Raw genomic sequence first — 19,032 nt, 5'->3', positions numbered from 1 at the left:
CGTCGACCTCTTACAGAAATAATTCAAAGAGGAGACAGTCGTGCAATCAACATCCGTCAAGCTGCGTGGCATCGACGATGTCATCGCCTATATCGATTCGCGCCCGGGTATCGTGGGCCGAGCCGGCCTCATCTGGTGGCTCGCCCTGGGTGGATTGTTCCTGGACGCTTTCGCCAATTCCGCGCTCAGCGCCGGCCTGGGGCCCATGACGCGCAACCTTGGCCTGACCGCCGGGCAGGTGGCGCTGATGACCTCGTTCGCCTCGTGGGTGGCGATTGCCTTCAATCCCATCGGCGGCTGGATGGCGGATCGCTGGGGGCGCATGCGGCCGTTGATCGCGGCCAAGCTGCTGGCGTTGATCGGCGCATTGCTGGTGGTGTTTGCGCCGTCGTTCGAAGTGATCCTGGCGGGCCGGTTCTTCGTGGGCGCGGCCTACGGCATCGACTTCGCGATCGCGATGGCCGTGTTGGCGGAATTCACGCCGGTCAAGTTCAAGAGCCGGCTGAACACCTGGCAGGGCATGTGGTACACGGCGGTCTGCAGCAACCTGTTGCTGGCGCTGCTGTTCCATTCGTGGGACGTGGGCGACGCGATCTGGCGCTATTCGGTGGCGGCTACCGCGGTGTTTGCCGTGACCATCCTGCTGCTGCAGTTGCGCTTCATGATCGAAAGCCCGATCTGGCTGGCGCGCAAGGAGCGGGTCGACGAGGCCGCCGTGGCGATGACGCGCATCTACGCGCAGCCGTTCTCGGCCGCGCCGTTGGCCGAGCGCGTGCCGGTGGCCAACCAGGCCCGGCGCGGGCTGGCCAATGTGCTGCTGATCTTTCGGGGCGTGTATCTGCCGCGCACCATCCTGGCGGCCACGGTGCAGATCGGGCAGTCGATCCAGTATTTCGCGGTGGGCTGGTACCTGCCGCTGATCAGCGCGGCGCTGTTCGGCAAGGACTTCGTCTATGCCACGGTGGGCGCGCTGGTGTTCAACGTGTTCGGCATCTTCGGCGGCTTCATGTCGCCGTACATCGGCCGCAAGCTGGGCCTGCGGCGCGCGTCGGCTTTCGGCTTTGCCGCCGTGTTCCTGATGCTGCTCATCCTGGGCACCTTCCACGGCAAGATGCCGCTGTGGCTGGCGGTGGTGGTGCCCTCGCTCTTCATCCTGTTCCATTCCGGCGGGCCGGGCGCCAACGGCAAGAGCCTGTCGTCGCTGTCGTTCCGCGGCGAACTGCGGGCCGGCGCCAATGGCGTCATCGGCGCGCTGGGTTCCATTGGCGCGGCGGTCGGGCTGCTGGTGTTCCCGTTGTTCCGCGAAAGCTACGGGCTGGAGAAGACCTTCCTGATCCTGTCGGTGGTGCCGCTGATTGCCAGCATCATCTGCTTTGCCATCAAGTGGGACCCCACCCGTAGCGGGATCAATCCCGACAACGAGGCCGGGGCCCCGCAATTCAAGGGCGACGAGACCCTGCCCGCGCTGGGCCCCGCCTTGGGGAAATCGGCGCGATGACGGACGGAGACAGCATGCACAAAGACGTGATCCTGGCTATCGATGCCGGCACCTCGGGGACGCGCGCGGCCCTGGTGTCGGGCGACGGCCACGTATCGGGACAGCAGTACCTGTCCTTGCAGGTCGATGCGCCGCGGCCCGGCGTGGTCGAGCAGGACGCCGATGCCATCCTGGCGCGGACGGTGCAGGTGTGCCGCCAGGTCGTCGCCCAGGCACGCCAGGACGGCCGCGACATCGCGGCGTTGGCGCTGGCCACGCAACGTGCGACGGCGGTGCTGTGGGACACCACGACCGGCCACGCCCTGGTGCCGGCCATGGTGTGGCAGGACACGCGTTATGTCGACGCGCTCGATCGCCTGGCGCCCCAGTGGAACGCGCGCCTGCTGGCCCACGTAGGGCGACCGGCCGGGGTGCGCTCGCCGTATCTTTGGGCCGCGCGCCACCTGCGCGATACGCCCGCCGTGGCGCAGGCCTGGCGCGAACGCCGGCTGGCGTTCGGCACCGTCGATACCTGGCTGCTGTGGCATCTGTCGGACCGCCGCGAATGCGTCACGACGCCCACCAACGCCACGTCCGCCGGCGCCTATGTGCTGGCGGACCACTGCTATTACCTGGACTGGATCGACGCGCTGGAATTCCCGCGCGAACTGCTGCCTGCCTTGCGCCAGGAAGCCGATGACTTCGGCCACACCCGGGCAGACCTGCTGGGCATCGCGGTGCCGATCCGCGCATCGGCCGGCGACCAGCACGCCGGCGCCGTCGGCCTGGGGTGCCTGGACCGCGGACAGGCGATGTGCGTGCACGGCACCGGCAGCTTCGTCGACCTGATCATCGGGCCGCAGCCGCCGGTGAACAGCGGCCGCTACGAAGGCTCGTTGACGATGACGGCGCGGCGCCAGGACCAGGTCTCGCACTTCGCGGTCGAGACGTTTGTCGCCACCACCGGGTCGGCGTTGAACTGGGTCTGCGACAAGTTGAAGTGGTTCCAGAATGCCCAGGAGATCAGCGCCTTGGCCGCCACGGCCGAGTCCGCCGGGGGGGTGACGTTCATTCCGGCGTTGACCGGGCTGCGCGTGCCGCGCATGGAAGCCGGGGCAAGGGCCTCGCTGACCGGCATCTCCATGGCCACCACGCAGGCCGAGGTGGCCTACGCCATTCTGGAAGGCATCGCCCATTCGGTCGCCAGCTGCATCGAGGCGGACGAGGAGGTGTCGGGCGTGCAGGTGTCCGAACTGGTGGTGGGCGGCGGCCTGTCGTGCAGCGATCCGCTGCTGCGCATCCAGGCGGACCTGCTGGGCATTCCGATACGCCGCATGCAGGAAGCGGACCGCGCCAGCCTGCGCGGCGTGGCGTTCCTGGCGGGCGCGTCCGGCCTGCTCTGGCCATCGCTGCAGGCGGCGCGCGATACCGCCGCGACCGATGCGGTGTTCCTTCCGTCCCTGGCCGCCGACGCGCGCGCCCGGCGCCGCGCGCTGTGGCATTCGCGCGTGGAATCCGAATTGGCCCACGCGGGCCTGTACCCCCACGACAAGCAGGAGGCATTGCGCACATGATCGGGTGGCCATCAAGACAGCCCAGGAAGGACCGGGCCGGCATGACCCGCAGCGAACCGTTGCGGCTGGTCCGAAAGGAGCAGTCGGACCGGTTGGGCAGCGAGCAGTTCGACATGTTGATCATCGGCGGCGGCATCACGGGCGCCTATGCCGCGCTGGATGCCAGCCTGCGCGGCTATCGCGTGGCGCTGGTGGAAAAAGACGATTTCGCCTCCGGCACGTCATCGAAGTCTTCGAAGATGGTGCACGGCGGGCTGCGCTACATCGAACAGGGCAACCTGGGCCTGGTGCGCCATTCGCTGCACGAGCGTCAGCGCCTGCGCCGCAATGCGCGGCACCTGGTGCAGCGCCTGCCGTTCCTGTTTCCCATCCTGGAGCGCGACGGGGTGTTCGACAAGCGGCTGGCCAAGGCGTTCGAAAGCCTGCTGTGGACCTACGACCTGGCCGGCGGCTGGCGCGAAGGCATCCTGCACCAGAAACTGACGCCCGCCGAGGTGCTGTCGCATTGCCCGACCTTCAAGCAGGACAGCCTGCTGGGCGGTTTCCTGTATTTCGACGCGCGGGTGGACGACGCCCGACTCACGCTGGCGGTCGCACGCACCGCGGCGTTCCACGGTGCGGTCGTGCTGAACCACGCGAAGGCGGTCGAGATCACGCGCAATGCCCACGGCCGGGTCGACGGCGCCATCGTGCAGGCGGGCCAGGCTGAAATCCGGGTGCGCGCCGGCGCGGTCGTCATGGCCACCGGCGTGTGGCTGCGCGACTGGAACGGCAGCCGCCAGGGTGATCCGCAAGCGTTGCACATCCGTCCTGCCAAAGGCGTGCACGTGGCGGTGCCGTGGCTGAAGGTGCGCAACGACTGCACGGTGACGATTCCCGTGCCGGGACGCAATCGCCGCGCCACCATCACGCGCTGGGGCAACGTGTCCTACCTGGGCACGACGGACGAAGACTACGAAGGCGACCTGGACGACGTGCATTGCACCCGGCGCGAGTTGGACTTCCTGCTGGAAGGGGCCCGCTCGGCGCTCAAGACCGATCTGTGCGCCGAAGACGTGGTGGGCAGCATCGCCGGCTGCCGGCCGCTGGTGGCGCCGCCCGGCGGCAAGACGCTGGAAATCAAGCGCAACCACGAAATCCGCGTGGCGGCGGACGGCCTGGTGACCATCGTCGGCGGCAAATTGACCACCTCGCGCCATATGGCCGAGCAGACCATCGACGCCGCGCAGAAAGTGCTGGGCAAAAAGGCGCGCTGCGTCACCGCCAGCGCTTTCCTGTTGGGCGCGGCGGGCTACGACCCGCAGGCCATCGTGGCCTCGGGCGGCCTGGCGGCGCATCTGGGCGAACGCTACGGCACCGAGGCGCGCTTTGTCAGCGACCTGATGCAGGGGGACCCGGCGCTGGCGACGCCGCTGGTGCCGGGGCTGCCCTACACCGAAGCCGAAGCGCTTTACGCCGTGCGCCACGAACTGGCGGCCACGGTCGAAGACGTGCTGTCACGCCGCATGCGGGCGCGGCTGATGGCGCGCGATGCCTCGGCCTTGGCCGCGGCGCGCGTGGGCCAGATACTGCAGGCCGAACTGGGCCTGTCCGATACCGACGTGGCGCGGCAAGTGAACGGCTACCGCGCCGCGATCCAACATGAAAAGTCCGTACTACTTGGAGACGACTCGTGATCAGCAAAGAGGCAATCAAGCGCGGCTACAACCGTGGCAACTACGTGGTGGGCGCGCACACGCCGCCGGGCTATGCGGCCGGCCTGAAAGAAACCGGCACCGAACCCGGGCTGCAGCGCGACCCGGTGGCCGTGGCGCCGGAACACCTCCAGGCGCTGCGCGCCGCGGCCGACGACGTGCTGACCGCCACTGCCGACGCCGTGGCCTGGACGCGCGACTGGTGGGCTGGATCGATGATGACCGAAACGGCGGGCCGGCCCGCCACGCCGCGGGCCGTGATCGTCAAGGTGTCGACCGTGGCGCAGATCCAGGCCGTGATGCGCATCGCCCACGCCGCCGCCATTCCCGTCACCGTGTCGGCCGGGCGCAGCAACGTGACAGGGGCGGCATTGCCGCTGCGCGGCGGCATCGTGCTGGACGTGTGCCAGCTGAACCGGCTGGTCGGCTTTGATCGCGACAGCCAGCTCGTCGAGGTCGAGGCCGGCATGTTCGGCGATGTGTTCGAGCAGACCATTCAACGTGACTTCGGCATGACCATGGGCCACTGGCCGTCGTCGTTCGGCATCAGCACGGTCGGCGGGTGGGTGGCGTGCCGCGGGGCAGGGCAGCTGTCCACGCGCTACGGCAAGATCGAAGACATGGTCTTCGGCATGGACGTAGTCTTGGCCGACGGCAGCCTGATCACCGTGGGCGGCTATTCGCGTGCGGCGGTGGGGCCGGACCTTCAGCAGATGTTCATCGGCTCGGAAGGCACGCTGGGCGTGGTGGTGCGCGTGCGGCTCAAGCTGCATCGGCTGCCCGACTATGGGCGTGCCATCGCCTACGGCTTCAAGACGTTCGCCGCGGGCCTGCAAGCCTGCCGCCAGATCATGCAACGCGGCGCCAACCCCGCCGCATTGCGGCTGTACGACGCGCTGGAAAGCGGCGTGCAGTTCAGCCAGCCCGATCTGAATGTGCTGCTGATCGCCGACGAAGGTCCGCAGCCGATCGTCGATGCGGTCATGCAGATCAGCGAAGACGCGTGCCGCGAGACGGGCGACAAGCTGGATGGCGAGACGATGTTCGAGCGCTGGCTCGATACCCGCTACCTCACCGGCAAGAGCGCGGAAGGCTTCAAGCGCAGCCTGGGCTTCGTGGCCGATACGCTGGAGATGGCGGGGCGCTGGAGCGACCTGCCCGCCATCTACGACGAGGTCGTGGCCGCCATCAATGCGGTGCCTGGCACGCTGGCCGGGTCGGCGCACCAGTCTCATGCCTATGTGGACGGCGCGTGCCTGTATTTTTCGCTGCGTGGCGAGGTCGCGGTCGAGGATCGGGCCACGTGGTATCGGCAGGCCTGGGACGCGGCCAACGCCGTGTTGATTAAATACAATGCCGCGCTCAGCCATCATCACGGCGTGGGACTGCTGCGCGCGCCGTACATGCGCGAATCGCTGGGACCAGCCTTCGCCGTGCTGCTTGCGGTGAAGCAGGCGCTGGATCCCAAAAACATCCTCAACCCCGGAAAGCTCGGCCTGACGGACGAACTCTTCTACGATCAAGGCAAGCGATAACATGGACAGGTCACTCGGGGCATGCCTTTCGCGGCATCCGGTCATTGCCACGTTGTATGGGCCGGAACAGATCAATGCCTTTGTCGGCAGCGCGGCCGAGATCGGTATCGTGGCCAACGTCGAGCTGCGCAAGCTTGCGCCGGTGATCGCCGCCCTGAACCGGGCGGGCAAGTACGTCATCGTCAACATCGACAGCTGCGAAGGCCTGTCGCAGGACAAGGGCGGCGTCGACTACCTGGCGGACATCGGCGTGGCCAGCCTGGTGTCCACTCGCGTGGCCACCATCCAGCGCGCCAATCGCGCCGGCATGGTGACGATGCAGAAGGTGTTCGTGACCGATCGATCCACCTGGCCGCGCAGCGTCAAGGCGCTGGAGCAGAGCGACCCCAACCTGGTGCAGATCATGCCGGCGCCGATGCTGGCCCACATGGCGCCACAGGACCTGAAGGCGCTGCCGCCCATCGTGGCGTCGGGCTTCGTCTGCAATCAGGCGGACGTGGCCGCTGCGCTGAAACAAGGCGCGGTGGCGGTATCGACCAGCGATGCGGTGCTCTGGAGCGTGGACCCGAAAGTGCTGCGGTAGCGCCGCGGCGCTTTCGGCCGGCCGCGGTGGGCGTCAGTCCAGCCGCGCGCCGGATTGTTCCACCAACGTCTTCCATACCGGCAATTCCTGTCGGTAGTTCGCCGCGAATTGCGTCGGTGAGTTGCCCGTGGGGATGAAGCCCATGTCGATCAGCCGGGCCTGCACCTGCGGCGTGCGCACCATGTCGTGCATTTCGCTGGCCAGACGCGCGACGATCGGCGCGGGCGTGTCCCTGGGTGCGGCCAGCGCCACCCAGCCGACCAGGCGGTAGGCGTCCTCGCGCAGGCCCTGTTCGGCCAGCGTGGGGGCGTCGGGCAGCACGTCCATGCGCTTGTCGCCGGTGACGCCGATGAGCTTGAGCCGACCGTTGTCGATATAGGGCTTGGTGCCCAGCGCGCTGGCAAAGGCCAGCTGGATGCGGCCGCCGATCAGGTCCTGCAGCATGGCCGATTCGCCCTTGTAGGCCACGTGGGTCATGTCGCCGTGCTGCGAGGCATCGAGATAGGCCAGGCCCAGGTGCCCATACGAGCCAACGCCCCACGAGCCATAGGCGACCTTGCCCGGATTGGCGCGGACGTAGGCCAGCAGTTGCGGGCCATCCTGGGCCGGCACGCCGGGATGCGCCACCAGCGTCACGGGTGCGATGGCAATTTGCGAAATGAGGACAAAGTCGCGCAGCGTCTGGTAGGGCAGGTGCTGGTACAGGAACTGGTTCTGCATCAGCGACGAACTGAGCGATACCGTCAGCGTATAGCCGTCAGGCGCGGCCTTGGCCGCTGCATCGGTGCCCATGATGCCCGAGGCGCCGCCGCGGTTCTCCACCAGCACCGGCTGCCCAAGACGGTTCGACAGGCGTTCGGCCACCATGCGCGCCACGATGTCGGTGGCGCCGCCCGCGTTGTACGGCACGATGATGCGAATCGGTTTTGATGGCCACGCGGCCTCGGCGTGCAGCGGGCCGGCCAGCGCCAGCCCCAGCACGGCCAGTGCGCTGCCCGCCAGCCAGCGGCGGCGGGATCGTACGGTGTTTCCCTGGGTCATGCGCAAGTCTCCGGATCGGCGCGTTGTGGCCGCGGGGCGGGTCGCCACGCCGCTGTCGCGCTCGTTCCAGGATTCTTGTCTTGCGACGTGTTTTTGACAATGCGAGGTCAGGTTGACAGCATGTCAAATGGCCTTTGACGTCGGTAATTCAACGTAATTCGCTGCGCCGATACAGGCTCAAGCCCAGCGCCGGCAATGCCAAAGCCGGCGACGCGCATGCCGTGGCAAGCGCCGTTGTTCAGCGCCAGCAGCATGGATGGGCCGGGGCTGACCATGACGGCGCTCACGGTGACGACGTATAGCAATAGAGGGGTGGCGTCCATCGGTCATGGTGGGGGTAGGAAAACCGCGCCAAGCATAGCAATGTCAACAATCGAAAGGAATTTGCATTGCTTTGAAGTTGCCGGCGCCGCATTGGCCGACCATCGAATTTTCAGCTTGGAGGGCGAATCATGTACCCACTATCAAAGCGCTGCGGCGCGGAATGCTTCGGCACGTTCTGGCTGGTGCTGGGCGGCTGCGGGGCCGCGGTGCTGGCGGCGGGCTTTCCGCAATTGGGCATCGGCTTTGCGGGCGTGGCGCTGGCGTTCGGCCTGACGGTGCTGACCATGGCATTTGCCGTCGGCCATATTTCCGGGGGGCATTTCAATCCGGCGGTCACGGTCGGGCTGGTGGCGGGCGGGCGTTTCCCCGCGCGGGAAATCCTGCCCTACGTGGCGGCCCAGGTGCTGGGGGCGATCGCGGCGGCGGCGGTGCTGGCGGTGATCGCCGACGGCAAGCTGGGGTTCGACTTGAAGGGCAGCCATTTCGCCGCGAACGGCTATGGCGCGTATTCGCCGGGCAAGTACTCGATGGGCGCCGCGCTGGTGACCGAAGTGGTGATGACGGCGGGCTTTTTATTCGTGATCCTGGGCGCCACCGCCAAGCGCGCCCCGGCCGGCTTTGCCGCCATCCCGATCGGCCTGGCGCTGACGCTGATCCACCTGGTCAGCATTCCCGTCACCAATACCTCGGTGAACCCCGCGCGTTCCACCGGTCCCGCGCTGTTCGTGGGCGGCTGGGCGATCGAGCAACTGTGGCTGTTCTGGGTGGCGCCGATCGTCGGGGCGATCATCGGGGCGCTGGCGTACCGCTTGGTGAGCGAACCGGCCACGCAGGCTTAGGGGCGGGCTTGCGCCGGCATCGCCCGCGTGGACGCGGCGACGGGCGCCTGCGTGGGTGTCAGTCCAGTGCCTGCAACTGCATCACCTGCGCATCGCTCGGGAACCCCCGCGTGCGGTAGCGCACCGGATACACCTCTTCCCGTTCCAGCAACGGCGAGAGCACCGCCAGCGCCTGTTCCCAGTCGACCACGCGGACTTCGCCGATCTCGTCGTCGGCTTCCGGGCGCACCAGCGCCAGGCGGTCGACCTGGGGCAGCGAGGTGTCCACGCCGCGAGTCCAGGAGGCCACCGAGAACGAGGCGGTCGCGTCGTCGTGCTGCGTGAACAGGTTGTAATTGGCGACGAAGAGGTCGATGCCCTGTTCTTCGTGGATGCGGTCCAGGGTTTCCTTCTGGGCGTCATAATCACCCTTGGCCAGCAGGCGCGCCAGGTGGTTCAGCTGGCGGCGCGTCGTGTCTTGCGGCGGCAGGTAGCGTTCGACGCCGGCGTCGGCATAGTGGTACATGTGCGGCGACACCGGCCGGCCATGTGATACGACCTGTTGGCACAGCTCGGCCATTTTCATCAGGCCCGCAGCGTCGTTGTCGCCGCTGACCAATAGCAGGTCGCGGGTGGGCATCATGAATACCGGCCGGCCGCGCACCGGCACGCGTTCGAGCATGTCGGGAAGCAGGGCGCGGCTGGTGTCGTAGCCATCTTCCCAGCCGCCGCTGTAGACGCCGGGCGCCACTTCCATGAAGTCGTCGGCCGAATCGCGCAGGTTGTCGATGGCAATCGCCAGGGCCTGGTCGAACGAAATGCCCCAGGCCGCCTCCGGGCCGTTGGTCAAGGTCGAGATGGATTCGGGGTGGTCCAGCGCAAGCAGCACCACGCAATCGTCGCCGAAAGGCCGCAGCGCCGGATGGAAATCGGCGTCGTTGCCGTCGGTGCGTACGTGATGCATGCGCACATCTTCGATGGCGCCCAGGTTGCGGATCACGGGCCGAAGCAGCGGGCGGGCCTCGGCCAGCGATTGCGGCACGGCCTGGCCGCTGCTGAGCAGCGTCGAGACGAAGCCTTGCAGGGCGCCCTGGCGCTGCCCGCCGGGGGCATTGCAGTAGGCGTGATAAGCGTTGTGCAGGTTGAAGTACGAGCCTTCGCCCTGCAACAGGCGGAATTCGTCGGCCTTGTAGGCCAGGTCGCCGGCATAACCACGCTGACGCACGGCGGCGATGAAAAGCGCGGCGAACTGGTCCTGTGTCGGCTTGCGCCGTAACAGCGAATCTAGGAATCCCATGCTTTTCTCGGGTGGTTGAGGGGGCGTCGCAGGACGCGGCAGCGTTCGACTACGTTACGTCGCCGTCAGGCAGCGGACGGGGTGGGGGGGCGGATCGGGCAGCGGCTTGCTCGCGCAGGCGAGCGAGGGTGTCGACGTCCACCAGCCGGCGCAGCTCGCGCAACAGCGGCAGGGCGTCGGTGTACTTGCGGCCGTAGTCCAGGTTGAAGGCGTAGTCGAAATCGGGGCCGTTGGCGCCTTGGTTATGTTGCAGCAGGGTTTCCAGCTTGTCCATGGCTTTCACCGCCCGCGCTTCGGCCGACGAGGCGTTTTCATAGTCGTCCCACAAGGCCAGCAGTTGCGTGCGGGCAGGGGCGTCCAGCGAGCCGGCCAGGGTCAGCAGGTCCTGGCGTTCCTGGGCGCCCTTGTTCGCGCCGGGCGCCTGCTCGATCGCGGGCACGTCGCCGTGGATGGCCTCGCCCAGGTCGTGGATGATGCACAGCTTGAGGACGCGGACGAAGTCCAGGCCCGTCAGGCCTTCTTCGAGCATCATCGCCATCAGGCACAGGCGCCAGGTGTGCTCCGCGGTGCTTTCCTGGCGGCCGCCCGAACTGCGGGCGCTGCGCAGTACGTCTTTCAGTTTTTCGGCCTGGCGGAGAAATTCCAGCCGGCCCTGGAGCGTGTCGGTGTCCATGAATCAGGTCGTCGTAAGTCTGATATTCCTATTCTGGCGGGCCTTGCCTGGCCAGACAGGCGCATAGCCAACGAGTGTATCTTGTGACGGCTTGCGCCATCCCGACCCTCTGGCCGCCGGATCGGGGGTGGGCAGGTTGTACATTACGCACTATTACCTGCTTCACCTTTACAGGATCGCCTCATCATGACCGCCCCGGAAGTCGTCATCTCGCCCTCGATCGCCTGCGCCAACGACCAGCCCTTCGTGCTGTTCGGCGGGATCAACGTGCTGGAATCCCTGGATCTCGCCCTGCGTTCCTGCGAGGAGTACCAGCGCGTGACCACCAAGCTGGGCATCCCGTACGTGTTCAAGGCCTCGTTCGACAAGGCCAACCGTTCCTCGATCCATTCCTACCGCGGCCCGGGGCTGGAAGAGGGCATGAAGATCTTCGAGGCGGTCAAGAAGGAATTCGGCGTGCCGGTCATTACCGACGTGCACGAGCCGTGGCAGGCCGCGCCGGTCGCCGAAGTGGCCGATATTCTGCAACTGCCAGCCTTCCTGGCCCGGCAGACCGACCTGGTGGTGGCGCTGGCCAAGACCGGCCGTGTCATCAACATCAAGAAGCCCCAGTTCCTCAGCCCCACGCAGGTGCTGAACATCGTCGAAAAATTCACCGAGGCCGGCAATGAACAACTGATCCTGTGCGACCGGGGCACCAGCTTCGGCTACGACAATCTGGTGGTCGACATGCTGGGCTTTGGCGTGATGAAGAAGGTGTCGGGCAACCGCCCGGTGATTTTCGACGTCACCCACGCGCTGCAACAGCGCTCGGCCCTGGACGCCGCGTCCGGCGGGCGTCGCGAGCAGGTGGCCGACCTGGCGCGGGCGGGTATGGGCGTGGGGCTGGCCGGCCTGTTCCTGGAAGCCCACCCTGACCCCAAGAACGCCAAGTGCGACGGCCCCAGCGCCTTGCCGCTCGACAAGCTCGAGCCGTTCCTGACCCAGCTCAAGCAGCTGGATGACCTGGTGAAATCCTTTGCGCCCATCGACATCGAGCCCTGACCCGGGTTGTCATCGCAGGTCAGCCAAGTTGTTATACGATCCGGGCCAAATACTTTAGGGAGGCCTGGATGTCTTTTTACGCGATCGTCGCCGTTCGTAAAGAACCCGTCAGCGGCCATGTCGCCTATGTGCGCTGGGGGCTGGCCGAACGCGGCGTGCCCGGTTGGGTCAGCGACCCCGTGACGGCGGCGGCGTCCGAGGTCATCGAGGCCATCAAGGCCGGCGCCGACGTCGAAACGGTGATCAGCGTCGACGGTCTGTCGGTTGCCTCGCGCCCGGTGCGGGTGCTGGTCGACGACGACGGGCGTGAGCACCTGGCCTCGGTGCCGGTGCCCAGCTCCACCCTGCACACGGTGTTCGATCTGCCGGAGTTCTAGGCCCCGGCTGTCGGCATCGGGAATACCCTGCTTGCGCGGCATCGGCCGCGGCGCGACCCTGCTGGAGTCACCGCCAGAAGGGGGTCTGCATGTCCGAGCCGGAACCTGCCAGCGCCACCGCGGCCCCGCGTGCCCGCAGACGGCGCATTTCCTGGATCTGGCTCGTGCCCGTCGTGGCCGCCGTGGGCGGCCTGCTGCTGGTTCTGCATGCCTGGCTGGCCGCCGGTCCCACTGCCACCATCGCCTTTCGCACCGCCGAAAGCCTGGAGGCCGGCAAGACCCAGGTGCGCTTCAAGGAAGTGGTGGTGGGCGTGGTCGAGCGTGTCGCGCTCAACGATGACCGGACCGGCGTCGTCGCCACGATCCGCCTGAACCAGGACGCCGCGGATCTGCTGCGCGAGGGTACGGCCTTCTGGGTTGTGCGGCCCCGCCTGACCTTGAGCGGCGTGTCCGGCCTTGGCACGCTCCTTTCCGGCGCTTACATCGGCGTGGATCCCGCCAAGCCACGCAAGGAGGGTGCCCGGGCGGCATCCAAATCCGCGTTCACCGGCCTGGAGGTCCCCCCGCAGGTGTCGCAGGATCGGGGCGGCAAGCGCTACGCCTTGCATGCCCGCGATCTGGGGTCTCTTGAAGTCGGGTCCCCCGTCTATTACCGCCGGGTCGCGGTGGGGGAAGTCATCGGCTACCGCCTGGAGCCCGGGGGCTCGGGTGTCGCCGTCGAGGTCTTTGTCGATACGCCCTACGACGCCTACATCAACGCCGGCACGCGTTTCTGGAATGCCGGCGGCATCGATTTCACCGTGGACGCCCGCGGCCTGAAGGTCCGTTCGCAATCGTTGCTGTCGGTCGCGATCGGCGGGGTGGCTTTCGAGACCTTCGACGCGCGTGAGCGGCCGCCGGCGCAGGCGGATGCCGCGTTCGCTTTGTTCCCGAACGAAGAGGCCGCCCGCGCCCAACCCGACGGCGAGCCCTTGCGGATACGCATGCGCTTTGACCAGTCGGTGCGTGGGCTGGTGGTCGGCGCGCCGGTCGACGCCTTCGGCGCGACGCTTGGCCAGGTGGACGCGATCGGCCTGGAATTCGACAAGTCCACCAACCTGTTCTACGCGGTGGTGTCGGCCACCGTCTATCCCCAGCGGTTGGGTGCCCAGGTGCTGGGCGAAGTCAGGGACTACACCGGCCCCGACCTGTCCCGTCCCACCGGGCGCCTGCTGACGGCGCTGATCGAGCGCGGCCTGCGCGCGCAACTGCGCATCGGCAATCTGTTGACCGGGCAACTCTACGTGTCGCTGGCCGTATTCCCGGATGCCCGGCCGGTAACGTTCACGATGGAAGACGTTCCCTTCCTGCCTACCGTGCCCAACAACCTGGATCAATTGCAGCAACAGATCAATCGCATCATGACCCGCCTGGACAAAGTGCCTTTCGACCATATAGGCATGGAGTTGAGCAGCGTGCTGCGGGCCACCGCGAGCCTGGCGCGCAAGCTCGACTCCCAGGTGGCGCCGACGGCGCAGGCTTTGTTGCGCGAAGCCGGCCGCTCTCTGGCCGCGGTGGGCAACATGTTGCAGCCGGATGGGTCGTTGTCGGTGGGCACCGATGTGGCCGTGCGTGAGCTGGGCCGGGCGGCCCGCTCGCTGCGGCAGCTGTCGGACTACCTGCAAACGCGTCCCGATGCCTTGCTGCGGGGGCGCGGGGCGGACTCGGTCAAGCCCGCTCCTTAGCGCCAGGCCGTGCCGCCGCCGTCGTGCAGGCCCGATGGCGGCAAGGGTAGTTTTTTCATTATGGCCAGGCGGGCCGATGCGCCGATGCCTTGTCCGGCGGGCGTTGCGCCGGCCCCGCCCGGGCGCCCGGCAGGCATGGCGCTTGCTGCTGATCCGGTTGTCTGATCGCTGCGGTCCTCGGGGCCGCGGCCCGGCATCAGTGGGGACTCAGCATGGACCATAACGAAATGATGGCTCGCATGATCAGCAAGCCCGTCGCCCCTGGCAAACCCGAGGGCTGGGACGGCATATTGTCCGCGTACGCGGACTGCCTGATGAAAGTGCAGGGCAAATTGACGGACGAAGATGTGAGGGGGTTTCTGGATGTGGGCGCCCGAGTGTTCCGCAGTTGCTGCCAGGAAGAGGCCCGGCAGCGCTGGACAGCCGAACAGTTGGCCGCCTATCACCGCAAACCGCCGGTCACTGGTTGAAAGCCTGCGGGTCGCAGGCGGCAAGCCGTGCCGCTATAGGCATTGACGCAAGGCGAATTTCCGGCCGAAGGCCCGGATTTCGTCGCCATCGACGGATGCCGCGACATCCCAGTGATCTCCTCGGGTGACCAGGACCGACTGCGACGAGAACGCGTGGCGCAGCGCGAACATCCAGAAGGCCGCTTCGGAACCGACTGGCGCCAGGTCGTGAGGGCCGATCCGCAATCGCTCAGGCCGGGGCGTGGCGCCGAGCGACCAGCGCAGCGCGATGGCCAGGAAAGCGAAGCGTGCCGAGACGCACGACGGCTGGACGCAAAGCACGCGGATCTTCTGCTTCATGGACGGTGGCCTCCAGGTGTGTGACCCAGCCTAGCAAAGAAGGTTGCCTCCTTCCATACCGCGTTCGGCCGAGGCGGCGGCTGGGCGGCAGCGTCGACGCTATTCCTCGGTCAACCGGGTGAACACGTTGGTGACGATCATTTCGTCCGGGCGCCGGGTGTTCGGGGCCGGCGCAGGCATGAGCTTGTCCATTTCCTTGCGGTCCTGGATACGGGTGAGGGTCAGGTGATCGCCCTGTATCTTGACGTAGCGGATCGACGCGACGCCCAGCTCGTACTTGTTCGTGGATTGTTCCAGCGTCTGTTCGATGCGCTTGCCGTCCAGCCAGCGGTAAGTGCCGCTGGACACCATGCCGGGGCCTTGCATCGACCAGGTGCCATCCGCGCGGAACTCGGCTACGCCGGCCCCGCCGGCCGGCTGCGGCGGCAGCGCCTGGCCGTCCACCGTGCGCAGCATGGTCTGGTGCCGCCATTTGCCGACCAGGGCCTGCGCGGCCTGCGGCACGGGCGGTTGGGCGCAAGCTGCCGCGGGCAGCAGCGCAGCGGCGCAGAGCAGGGCGGCCAGGGCGCCGGGGCGCAAGCGCTTGATGGCAAGGGGCAGCGGTTGGATCGGCATCGGAGCGCGGCAGGTGATCGTTCAGGGGAGTGTTGGACTTGCGGCATTATGCGCGCAGGTGGCATTGTCGTCACGGCTCTCGCCGCAAGCCTTGCAGCAGCAATTCCTGCGCCTGCAACGCCAGCGCCAGGCGCGCCGGGCCGTCGTCGCCGGCGGCGATCCAGAACGCGCTTTCGGCCAGGGCGCCGTCAAGCATTCTTGCCAGTACGCGGGGATCGGCGGGGCCGATACGGCCTTCTTCCATCAAGGTCTGCAGCAATGCGCCCAGCGATACGCTGCATTGGTCCTGCGCCGTGTTGCCGCCCTGGCCCAGCACCGCGCGCGCATCCTGCAGCACGATCCGGCGGATCTCCGGTTCGGTCGCCATTTCCAGATACGCGCGACAGCGCTCGCGCAGCCCCGTCCAGGCGTCCGGAGCCCGCCGGGAGATATCCTGCAAGCGCGCATCCATTTCGCCATCGATCTGCTCGACGACCGCCGCCAGCAATCCCGACTTGTCACCAAAATGGTGATACAACGCTCCTCGGGTCAGCCCGGCGGCGGCGGTCAGATCGTCCATCGACGTGTCCGCATAGCCGGTGCGACGGAACGATTCCCGGGCCGTTGCGAGCAGCTTTCCGCGGGTTTCTTCAATCATCTCGGCGCGTGATCGCGACATGGTGGGCTCCCGTTGCATACGCCGCGTATGTTAATTGACATGCGCCGGGTATGTGAATACGATCTTGCATACGCTTCGTATGTCAATCTGTCCGGTGGCCCCGCCGCCGGCCTGCAACATCCCCCAGAGGTTCCGGGTGTCGAATCCCTATCGCGAATTGTTCAAGGCGCCCGGCGCCGCAGGTTTTGTGGCGGCGTGCGCCGTGGCGCGCCTGGCCCTGCCGATGATCGGCATCGGCATCATCACCATGCTGTCGCAGGTGCGGGGCGCCTATACCCTGGCTGGCGCCGTGGCGGCCACGTTTGCGCTGGCGACGGCGTTGTTGGCGCCGCGCATTTCCCGCCTGGTCGATCGGCATGGCCAGGGCAGGGTGCTGCCCGTGGCGGCCGGCGCCAGCGTCGCCGGCCTGCTTGGCCTGGCGATCTGCGTGCGGATCGGTGCCCCGGACTGGACGCTGTTCGTGTTCGCGGCGCTGTCGGGCAGCCTGCCCAGCATGCCCGCCATGGCGCGGGCCCGCTGGACCGAGATCTACCGCGACCAGCCGCAACTGCGCACCGCCTATGCGCTGGAATCGGTATTCGACGAACTCAGCTTCATCATCGGGCCGCCTGTTGCAGTGGGGTTGTGCGTGCTGCTGTTCCCTGAAGCCGGGCCGCTGGGCGCGGCATTGCTGCTGGGCGTGGGCGTGACGGCATTCGTGCTGCAGCGCGCCACGGCACCCATCGTGCAGCCGCGCGAGGCTGGCCGCGAAGCCTCGGTGCTCAGCGTGCCCATCATGCGGCAACTGACCACCATGATGGCGGCCATGGGCGTCATCGTCGGCACCATCGACGTGATGAGCGTGGCGTTCGCCCGCCAGCAGGGTCTGCCGGCGGGCGCCAGCGTGGTGCTGTCAGCCTATGCCTTGGGCTCGTGCGTGGCCGGGCTGGCGTTCGGCGTGCTGAAATTCCAGATGCCGCTGGCGCGCCTCCTGGCCATTGCGGCCACGGTGACGGCCTTCACCACGGTGCCGCTACTGCTGGTAGGCGACCTGCTGACCCTGTCGCTGGGCGTCCTGCTGGCCGGCCTGTCGTTCGCGCCGACCATGATCATCGCCATGGCGATGGTCGAAGGCAGCGTACCGGGGCGCCGCTTGACCGAAGGGCTGACCTGGTTGGTCACCGGCCTGGGCGCGGGGGTTGCGGCCGGGGCGGCGCTGGCGGGCTGGATCGTCGATCATCACGGCGTGGTTGCGGGTTTCTGGACGGCGGTCGGGGCGGGCACCGTCGTGTTGCTGGTGGCCCTGTACGCAGCGCGTGGCGCCAGGGCCGCCCCGGCGGCCGCCTGATCGGCCAGCGGTTCTAGAATGCCGGTAGCGCCGGGCCGCGGGGCGCGGCGCCTACAAGGAGAACACACATGTCCCGAACCGTCATCAATCCCGACACGGTTTTCAATTCGGTGCAATACGGCTTCAGCCAGGCCGTCATCGTGACCGGCCAGCGTCGCATGCTGCTGTCCGGCCAGGTCGGTGTCGATGCCGACGAACGCACCGTCGGGCCCGGCCTGCAGGAACAGACCGAAGCCGCGCTGGACAACATCGAGCGCGTCCTCGCCGCGGCGGGCGGCACGCTGGCGCAGGTCATCATGCTGCGCATCTACATCTGCGAAACGGCCCGCGAAGACCAGGAAGTGATCGCCCAGGCCCTGCGCGACCGCTTTCCAAAGGACCCGCCGCCGTCATCGTGGATCATCGTCAGCGGTCTGTCGCTGCCGGAGTGGCTGGTCGAGATCGAAGCCGAAGCCATGCTGGACTGACCCAGCCCGAACGCACGGGCGGTTCCGGCAGGTCTCAGTCTTTGTCGCGCCACGGCGTCGTCGCAAAAGCCTCGCGCAGGTGGGCGAGAAAGCCCGCCGTGCGCGCCGACAGGTCCTGGCGCGACTTCACCAGCGCTACCACGTTGGCCTCAGGCAGGCTCCAGCCCGCCAGCAATGGCACCAGGTCGCGGTTTTTCACGTGCTCGGCCACATCCCATTCCGACCGGGCCAGGATGCCGTGGCCGGCCAGCGCCCAGGCCACCGCCGCCGCGCCGGCGTTGGTCGACAACACCGGCGCAATGCGCACGCCCACCGCGGGGCCGCGGCCGCGCTTGAAGCGCCACAGCGTCACGTCTTCTTCGTTTTCCCGCAGGGCGATGCAGTCGTGGTCGCGCAGGTCTTCGGGCTTGGCCGGGGCGCCACGCCGCGCCAGGTAAGCGGGCGACGCGCACAGGATGCGCCGATTGGGGGCCAGCGGATACGCCACCAGTGTCGAATCGCGCAGTTCCCCGATGTGGATCATGACGTCCCAGTTGTCGCTGGCCAGTCGCGGCGGTCCGTCGGACAGGGTCAGGCTGGCGGTCACGTCTTCGCTGTTCTGGCGGAACTGCGCCACCCGTTCCGCCACGTATCGCTGGCCGAAACCCAATGGTGCCACCACCCGCAGATGGCCGGCCACCACGCCGCGCCGGCCGACCAGCTCGTCGGCCAGGTCATTGAGTTCACCGCAGATCTGCCCGGCGCGCAGGGCCAGCAGGCGGCCTTCGTCGGTCAGCGCCGTGCCGCGGCCGGATCGGTTCACCAGCCTTACGCCCAGCCGCTTTTCCAGTGCGTGCAATCGTTGCGTCACGGCAGGCGGCGTCACGTCCAGGGCGCGCGCGGCCTGCGCCAGCGAACTGGTCGCCGCCAGGCTCAGGAAAAAACGCAGGTCGTCGGTGGTAATCATTCAGAATTGCCTTAATGATTGATTAAGTCCTTATTAAACACGCAAGCCC

At 67.5% G+C, this 19,032-nt stretch carries 20 protein-coding genes; 12 read left to right on the top strand and 8 right to left on the bottom strand.

Annotated features, from left to right (window positions below; translation table 11 throughout):
- Positions 1–40 precede the first annotated feature (40 nt).
- Genes ACUDP5_RS18290 through ACUDP5_RS18270 form a run of 5 tightly spaced genes read left to right on the top strand, consistent with a single transcriptional unit; the run spans position 41 to position 6,863 of the window.
- Positions 41–1,498 (top strand): MFS transporter, encoded by a 1,458-nt coding sequence (locus tag ACUDP5_RS18290; RefSeq protein ID WP_445656805.1) that lies wholly within the window; start codon positions 41–43, stop codon positions 1,496–1,498.
- A 14-nt stretch (positions 1,499–1,512) separates the two neighbouring features.
- Positions 1,513–3,051 (top strand): FGGY family carbohydrate kinase, encoded by a 1,539-nt coding sequence (locus ACUDP5_RS18285; protein WP_445656804.1) that lies wholly within the window; start codon positions 1,513–1,515, stop codon positions 3,049–3,051.
- On the top strand, positions 3,048–4,727 hold the full coding sequence (locus tag ACUDP5_RS18280; RefSeq protein ID WP_445656803.1) for an FAD-dependent oxidoreductase: 1,680 nt from the start codon (positions 3,048–3,050) through the stop codon (positions 4,725–4,727). Before ACUDP5_RS18285 ends, ACUDP5_RS18280 begins: the two co-directional genes overlap by 4 nt.
- Positions 4,724–6,280, top strand: coding sequence for an FAD-binding oxidoreductase (locus ACUDP5_RS18275; protein WP_445656802.1), 1,557 nt, complete (start codon positions 4,724–4,726; stop codon positions 6,278–6,280). Before ACUDP5_RS18280 ends, ACUDP5_RS18275 begins: the two co-directional genes overlap by 4 nt.
- Position 6,281: 1 nt before the next feature.
- Positions 6,282–6,863, top strand: coding sequence for a glycerol-3-phosphate responsive antiterminator (locus ACUDP5_RS18270; RefSeq protein WP_263910895.1), 582 nt, complete (start codon positions 6,282–6,284; stop codon positions 6,861–6,863).
- A gap of 33 nt (positions 6,864–6,896) precedes the next feature.
- Here the strand turns inward: ACUDP5_RS18270 and ACUDP5_RS18265 are convergent, their stop codons facing one another.
- Entirely contained in the window at positions 6,897–7,904 is a 1,008-nt protein-coding gene (locus tag ACUDP5_RS18265) for a Bug family tripartite tricarboxylate transporter substrate binding protein (RefSeq protein WP_445656801.1), read from the bottom strand.
- Between the two features lie 107 nt (positions 7,905–8,011).
- Positions 8,012–8,227: a hypothetical protein gene (locus tag ACUDP5_RS18260; protein WP_263910892.1), complete on the bottom strand. Its 216-nt coding sequence runs from the start codon at positions 8,225–8,227 to the stop codon at positions 8,012–8,014.
- 129 nt (positions 8,228–8,356) lie between these two features.
- Between ACUDP5_RS18260 and aqpZ the strand changes: the two genes are divergently transcribed.
- Complete coding sequence (aqpZ, locus tag ACUDP5_RS18255) at positions 8,357–9,067, top strand: aquaporin Z (RefSeq protein ID WP_445656800.1); 711 nt, start codon at positions 8,357–8,359, stop codon at positions 9,065–9,067.
- Positions 9,068–9,125: 58 nt separating this feature from the next.
- On the opposite strand, the gene ACUDP5_RS18250 is transcribed toward aqpZ, so the two are convergent.
- Positions 9,126–10,343, bottom strand: a complete 1,218-nt coding sequence (locus ACUDP5_RS18250) for a hypothetical protein (RefSeq protein ID WP_263910889.1) — start codon at positions 10,341–10,343, stop codon at positions 9,126–9,128.
- A 49-nt stretch (positions 10,344–10,392) separates the two neighbouring features.
- Positions 10,393–11,016 (bottom strand): HD domain-containing protein, encoded by a 624-nt coding sequence (locus ACUDP5_RS18245; RefSeq protein WP_445656799.1) that lies wholly within the window; start codon positions 11,014–11,016, stop codon positions 10,393–10,395.
- 186 nt (positions 11,017–11,202) lie between these two features.
- Here ACUDP5_RS18245 and kdsA point away from each other — a divergent pair, with 186 nt between their 5' ends.
- The 4 genes from kdsA to ACUDP5_RS18225 all read left to right on the top strand — a co-directional run bounded on the left by kdsA (position 11,203) and on the right by ACUDP5_RS18225 (position 14,631).
- Complete coding sequence (gene kdsA, locus ACUDP5_RS18240; protein ID WP_445656798.1) at positions 11,203–12,060, top strand: 3-deoxy-8-phosphooctulonate synthase; 858 nt, start codon at positions 11,203–11,205, stop codon at positions 12,058–12,060.
- 68 nt (positions 12,061–12,128) lie between these two features.
- Positions 12,129–12,437, top strand: a complete 309-nt coding sequence (locus ACUDP5_RS18235; protein WP_263910885.1) for a DUF3892 domain-containing protein — start codon at positions 12,129–12,131, stop codon at positions 12,435–12,437.
- Positions 12,438–12,526: 89 nt separating this feature from the next.
- Complete coding sequence (locus ACUDP5_RS18230; RefSeq protein WP_445656797.1) at positions 12,527–14,161, top strand: PqiB family protein; 1,635 nt, start codon at positions 12,527–12,529, stop codon at positions 14,159–14,161.
- A gap of 212 nt (positions 14,162–14,373) precedes the next feature.
- A complete protein-coding gene (locus tag ACUDP5_RS18225) occupies positions 14,374–14,631 on the top strand; it encodes a hypothetical protein (RefSeq protein WP_263910883.1) in 258 nt (85 codons plus the stop codon).
- 33 nt (positions 14,632–14,664) lie between these two features.
- Here ACUDP5_RS18225 and ACUDP5_RS18220 read toward each other — a convergent pair whose 3' ends face one another.
- The 3 genes from ACUDP5_RS18220 to ACUDP5_RS18210 all read right to left on the bottom strand — a co-directional run bounded on the left by ACUDP5_RS18220 (position 14,665) and on the right by ACUDP5_RS18210 (position 16,243).
- Positions 14,665–14,970: a hypothetical protein gene (locus tag ACUDP5_RS18220; protein WP_263910882.1), complete on the bottom strand. Its 306-nt coding sequence runs from the start codon at positions 14,968–14,970 to the stop codon at positions 14,665–14,667.
- Positions 14,971–15,069: 99 nt separating this feature from the next.
- Complete coding sequence (locus ACUDP5_RS18215; RefSeq protein WP_445656796.1) at positions 15,070–15,585, bottom strand: hypothetical protein; 516 nt, start codon at positions 15,583–15,585, stop codon at positions 15,070–15,072.
- 70 nt (positions 15,586–15,655) lie between these two features.
- A complete protein-coding gene (locus ACUDP5_RS18210) occupies positions 15,656–16,243 on the bottom strand; it encodes a TetR/AcrR family transcriptional regulator (RefSeq protein WP_445656795.1) in 588 nt (195 codons plus the stop codon).
- A 136-nt stretch (positions 16,244–16,379) separates the two neighbouring features.
- Here ACUDP5_RS18210 and ACUDP5_RS18205 point away from each other — a divergent pair, with 136 nt between their 5' ends.
- Together ACUDP5_RS18205 and ACUDP5_RS18200 are read left to right on the top strand one after the other, a co-directional pair.
- Positions 16,380–17,570 (top strand): MFS transporter, encoded by a 1,191-nt coding sequence (locus ACUDP5_RS18205; RefSeq protein ID WP_445656794.1) that lies wholly within the window; start codon positions 16,380–16,382, stop codon positions 17,568–17,570.
- A gap of 68 nt (positions 17,571–17,638) precedes the next feature.
- Positions 17,639–18,037, top strand: coding sequence for a RidA family protein (locus tag ACUDP5_RS18200; protein ID WP_263910878.1), 399 nt, complete (start codon positions 17,639–17,641; stop codon positions 18,035–18,037).
- Positions 18,038–18,071: 34 nt separating this feature from the next.
- Here ACUDP5_RS18200 and ACUDP5_RS18195 read toward each other — a convergent pair whose 3' ends face one another.
- On the bottom strand, positions 18,072–18,983 hold the full coding sequence (locus tag ACUDP5_RS18195) for a LysR family transcriptional regulator (protein ID WP_263910877.1): 912 nt from the start codon (positions 18,981–18,983) through the stop codon (positions 18,072–18,074).
- Positions 18,984–19,032 lie beyond the last annotated feature (49 nt).

This window comes from Achromobacter sp. NCFB-sbj8-Ac1-l, from assembly GCF_052695805.1.
This window is presented reverse-complemented; position numbering and strand designations above follow the sequence as displayed.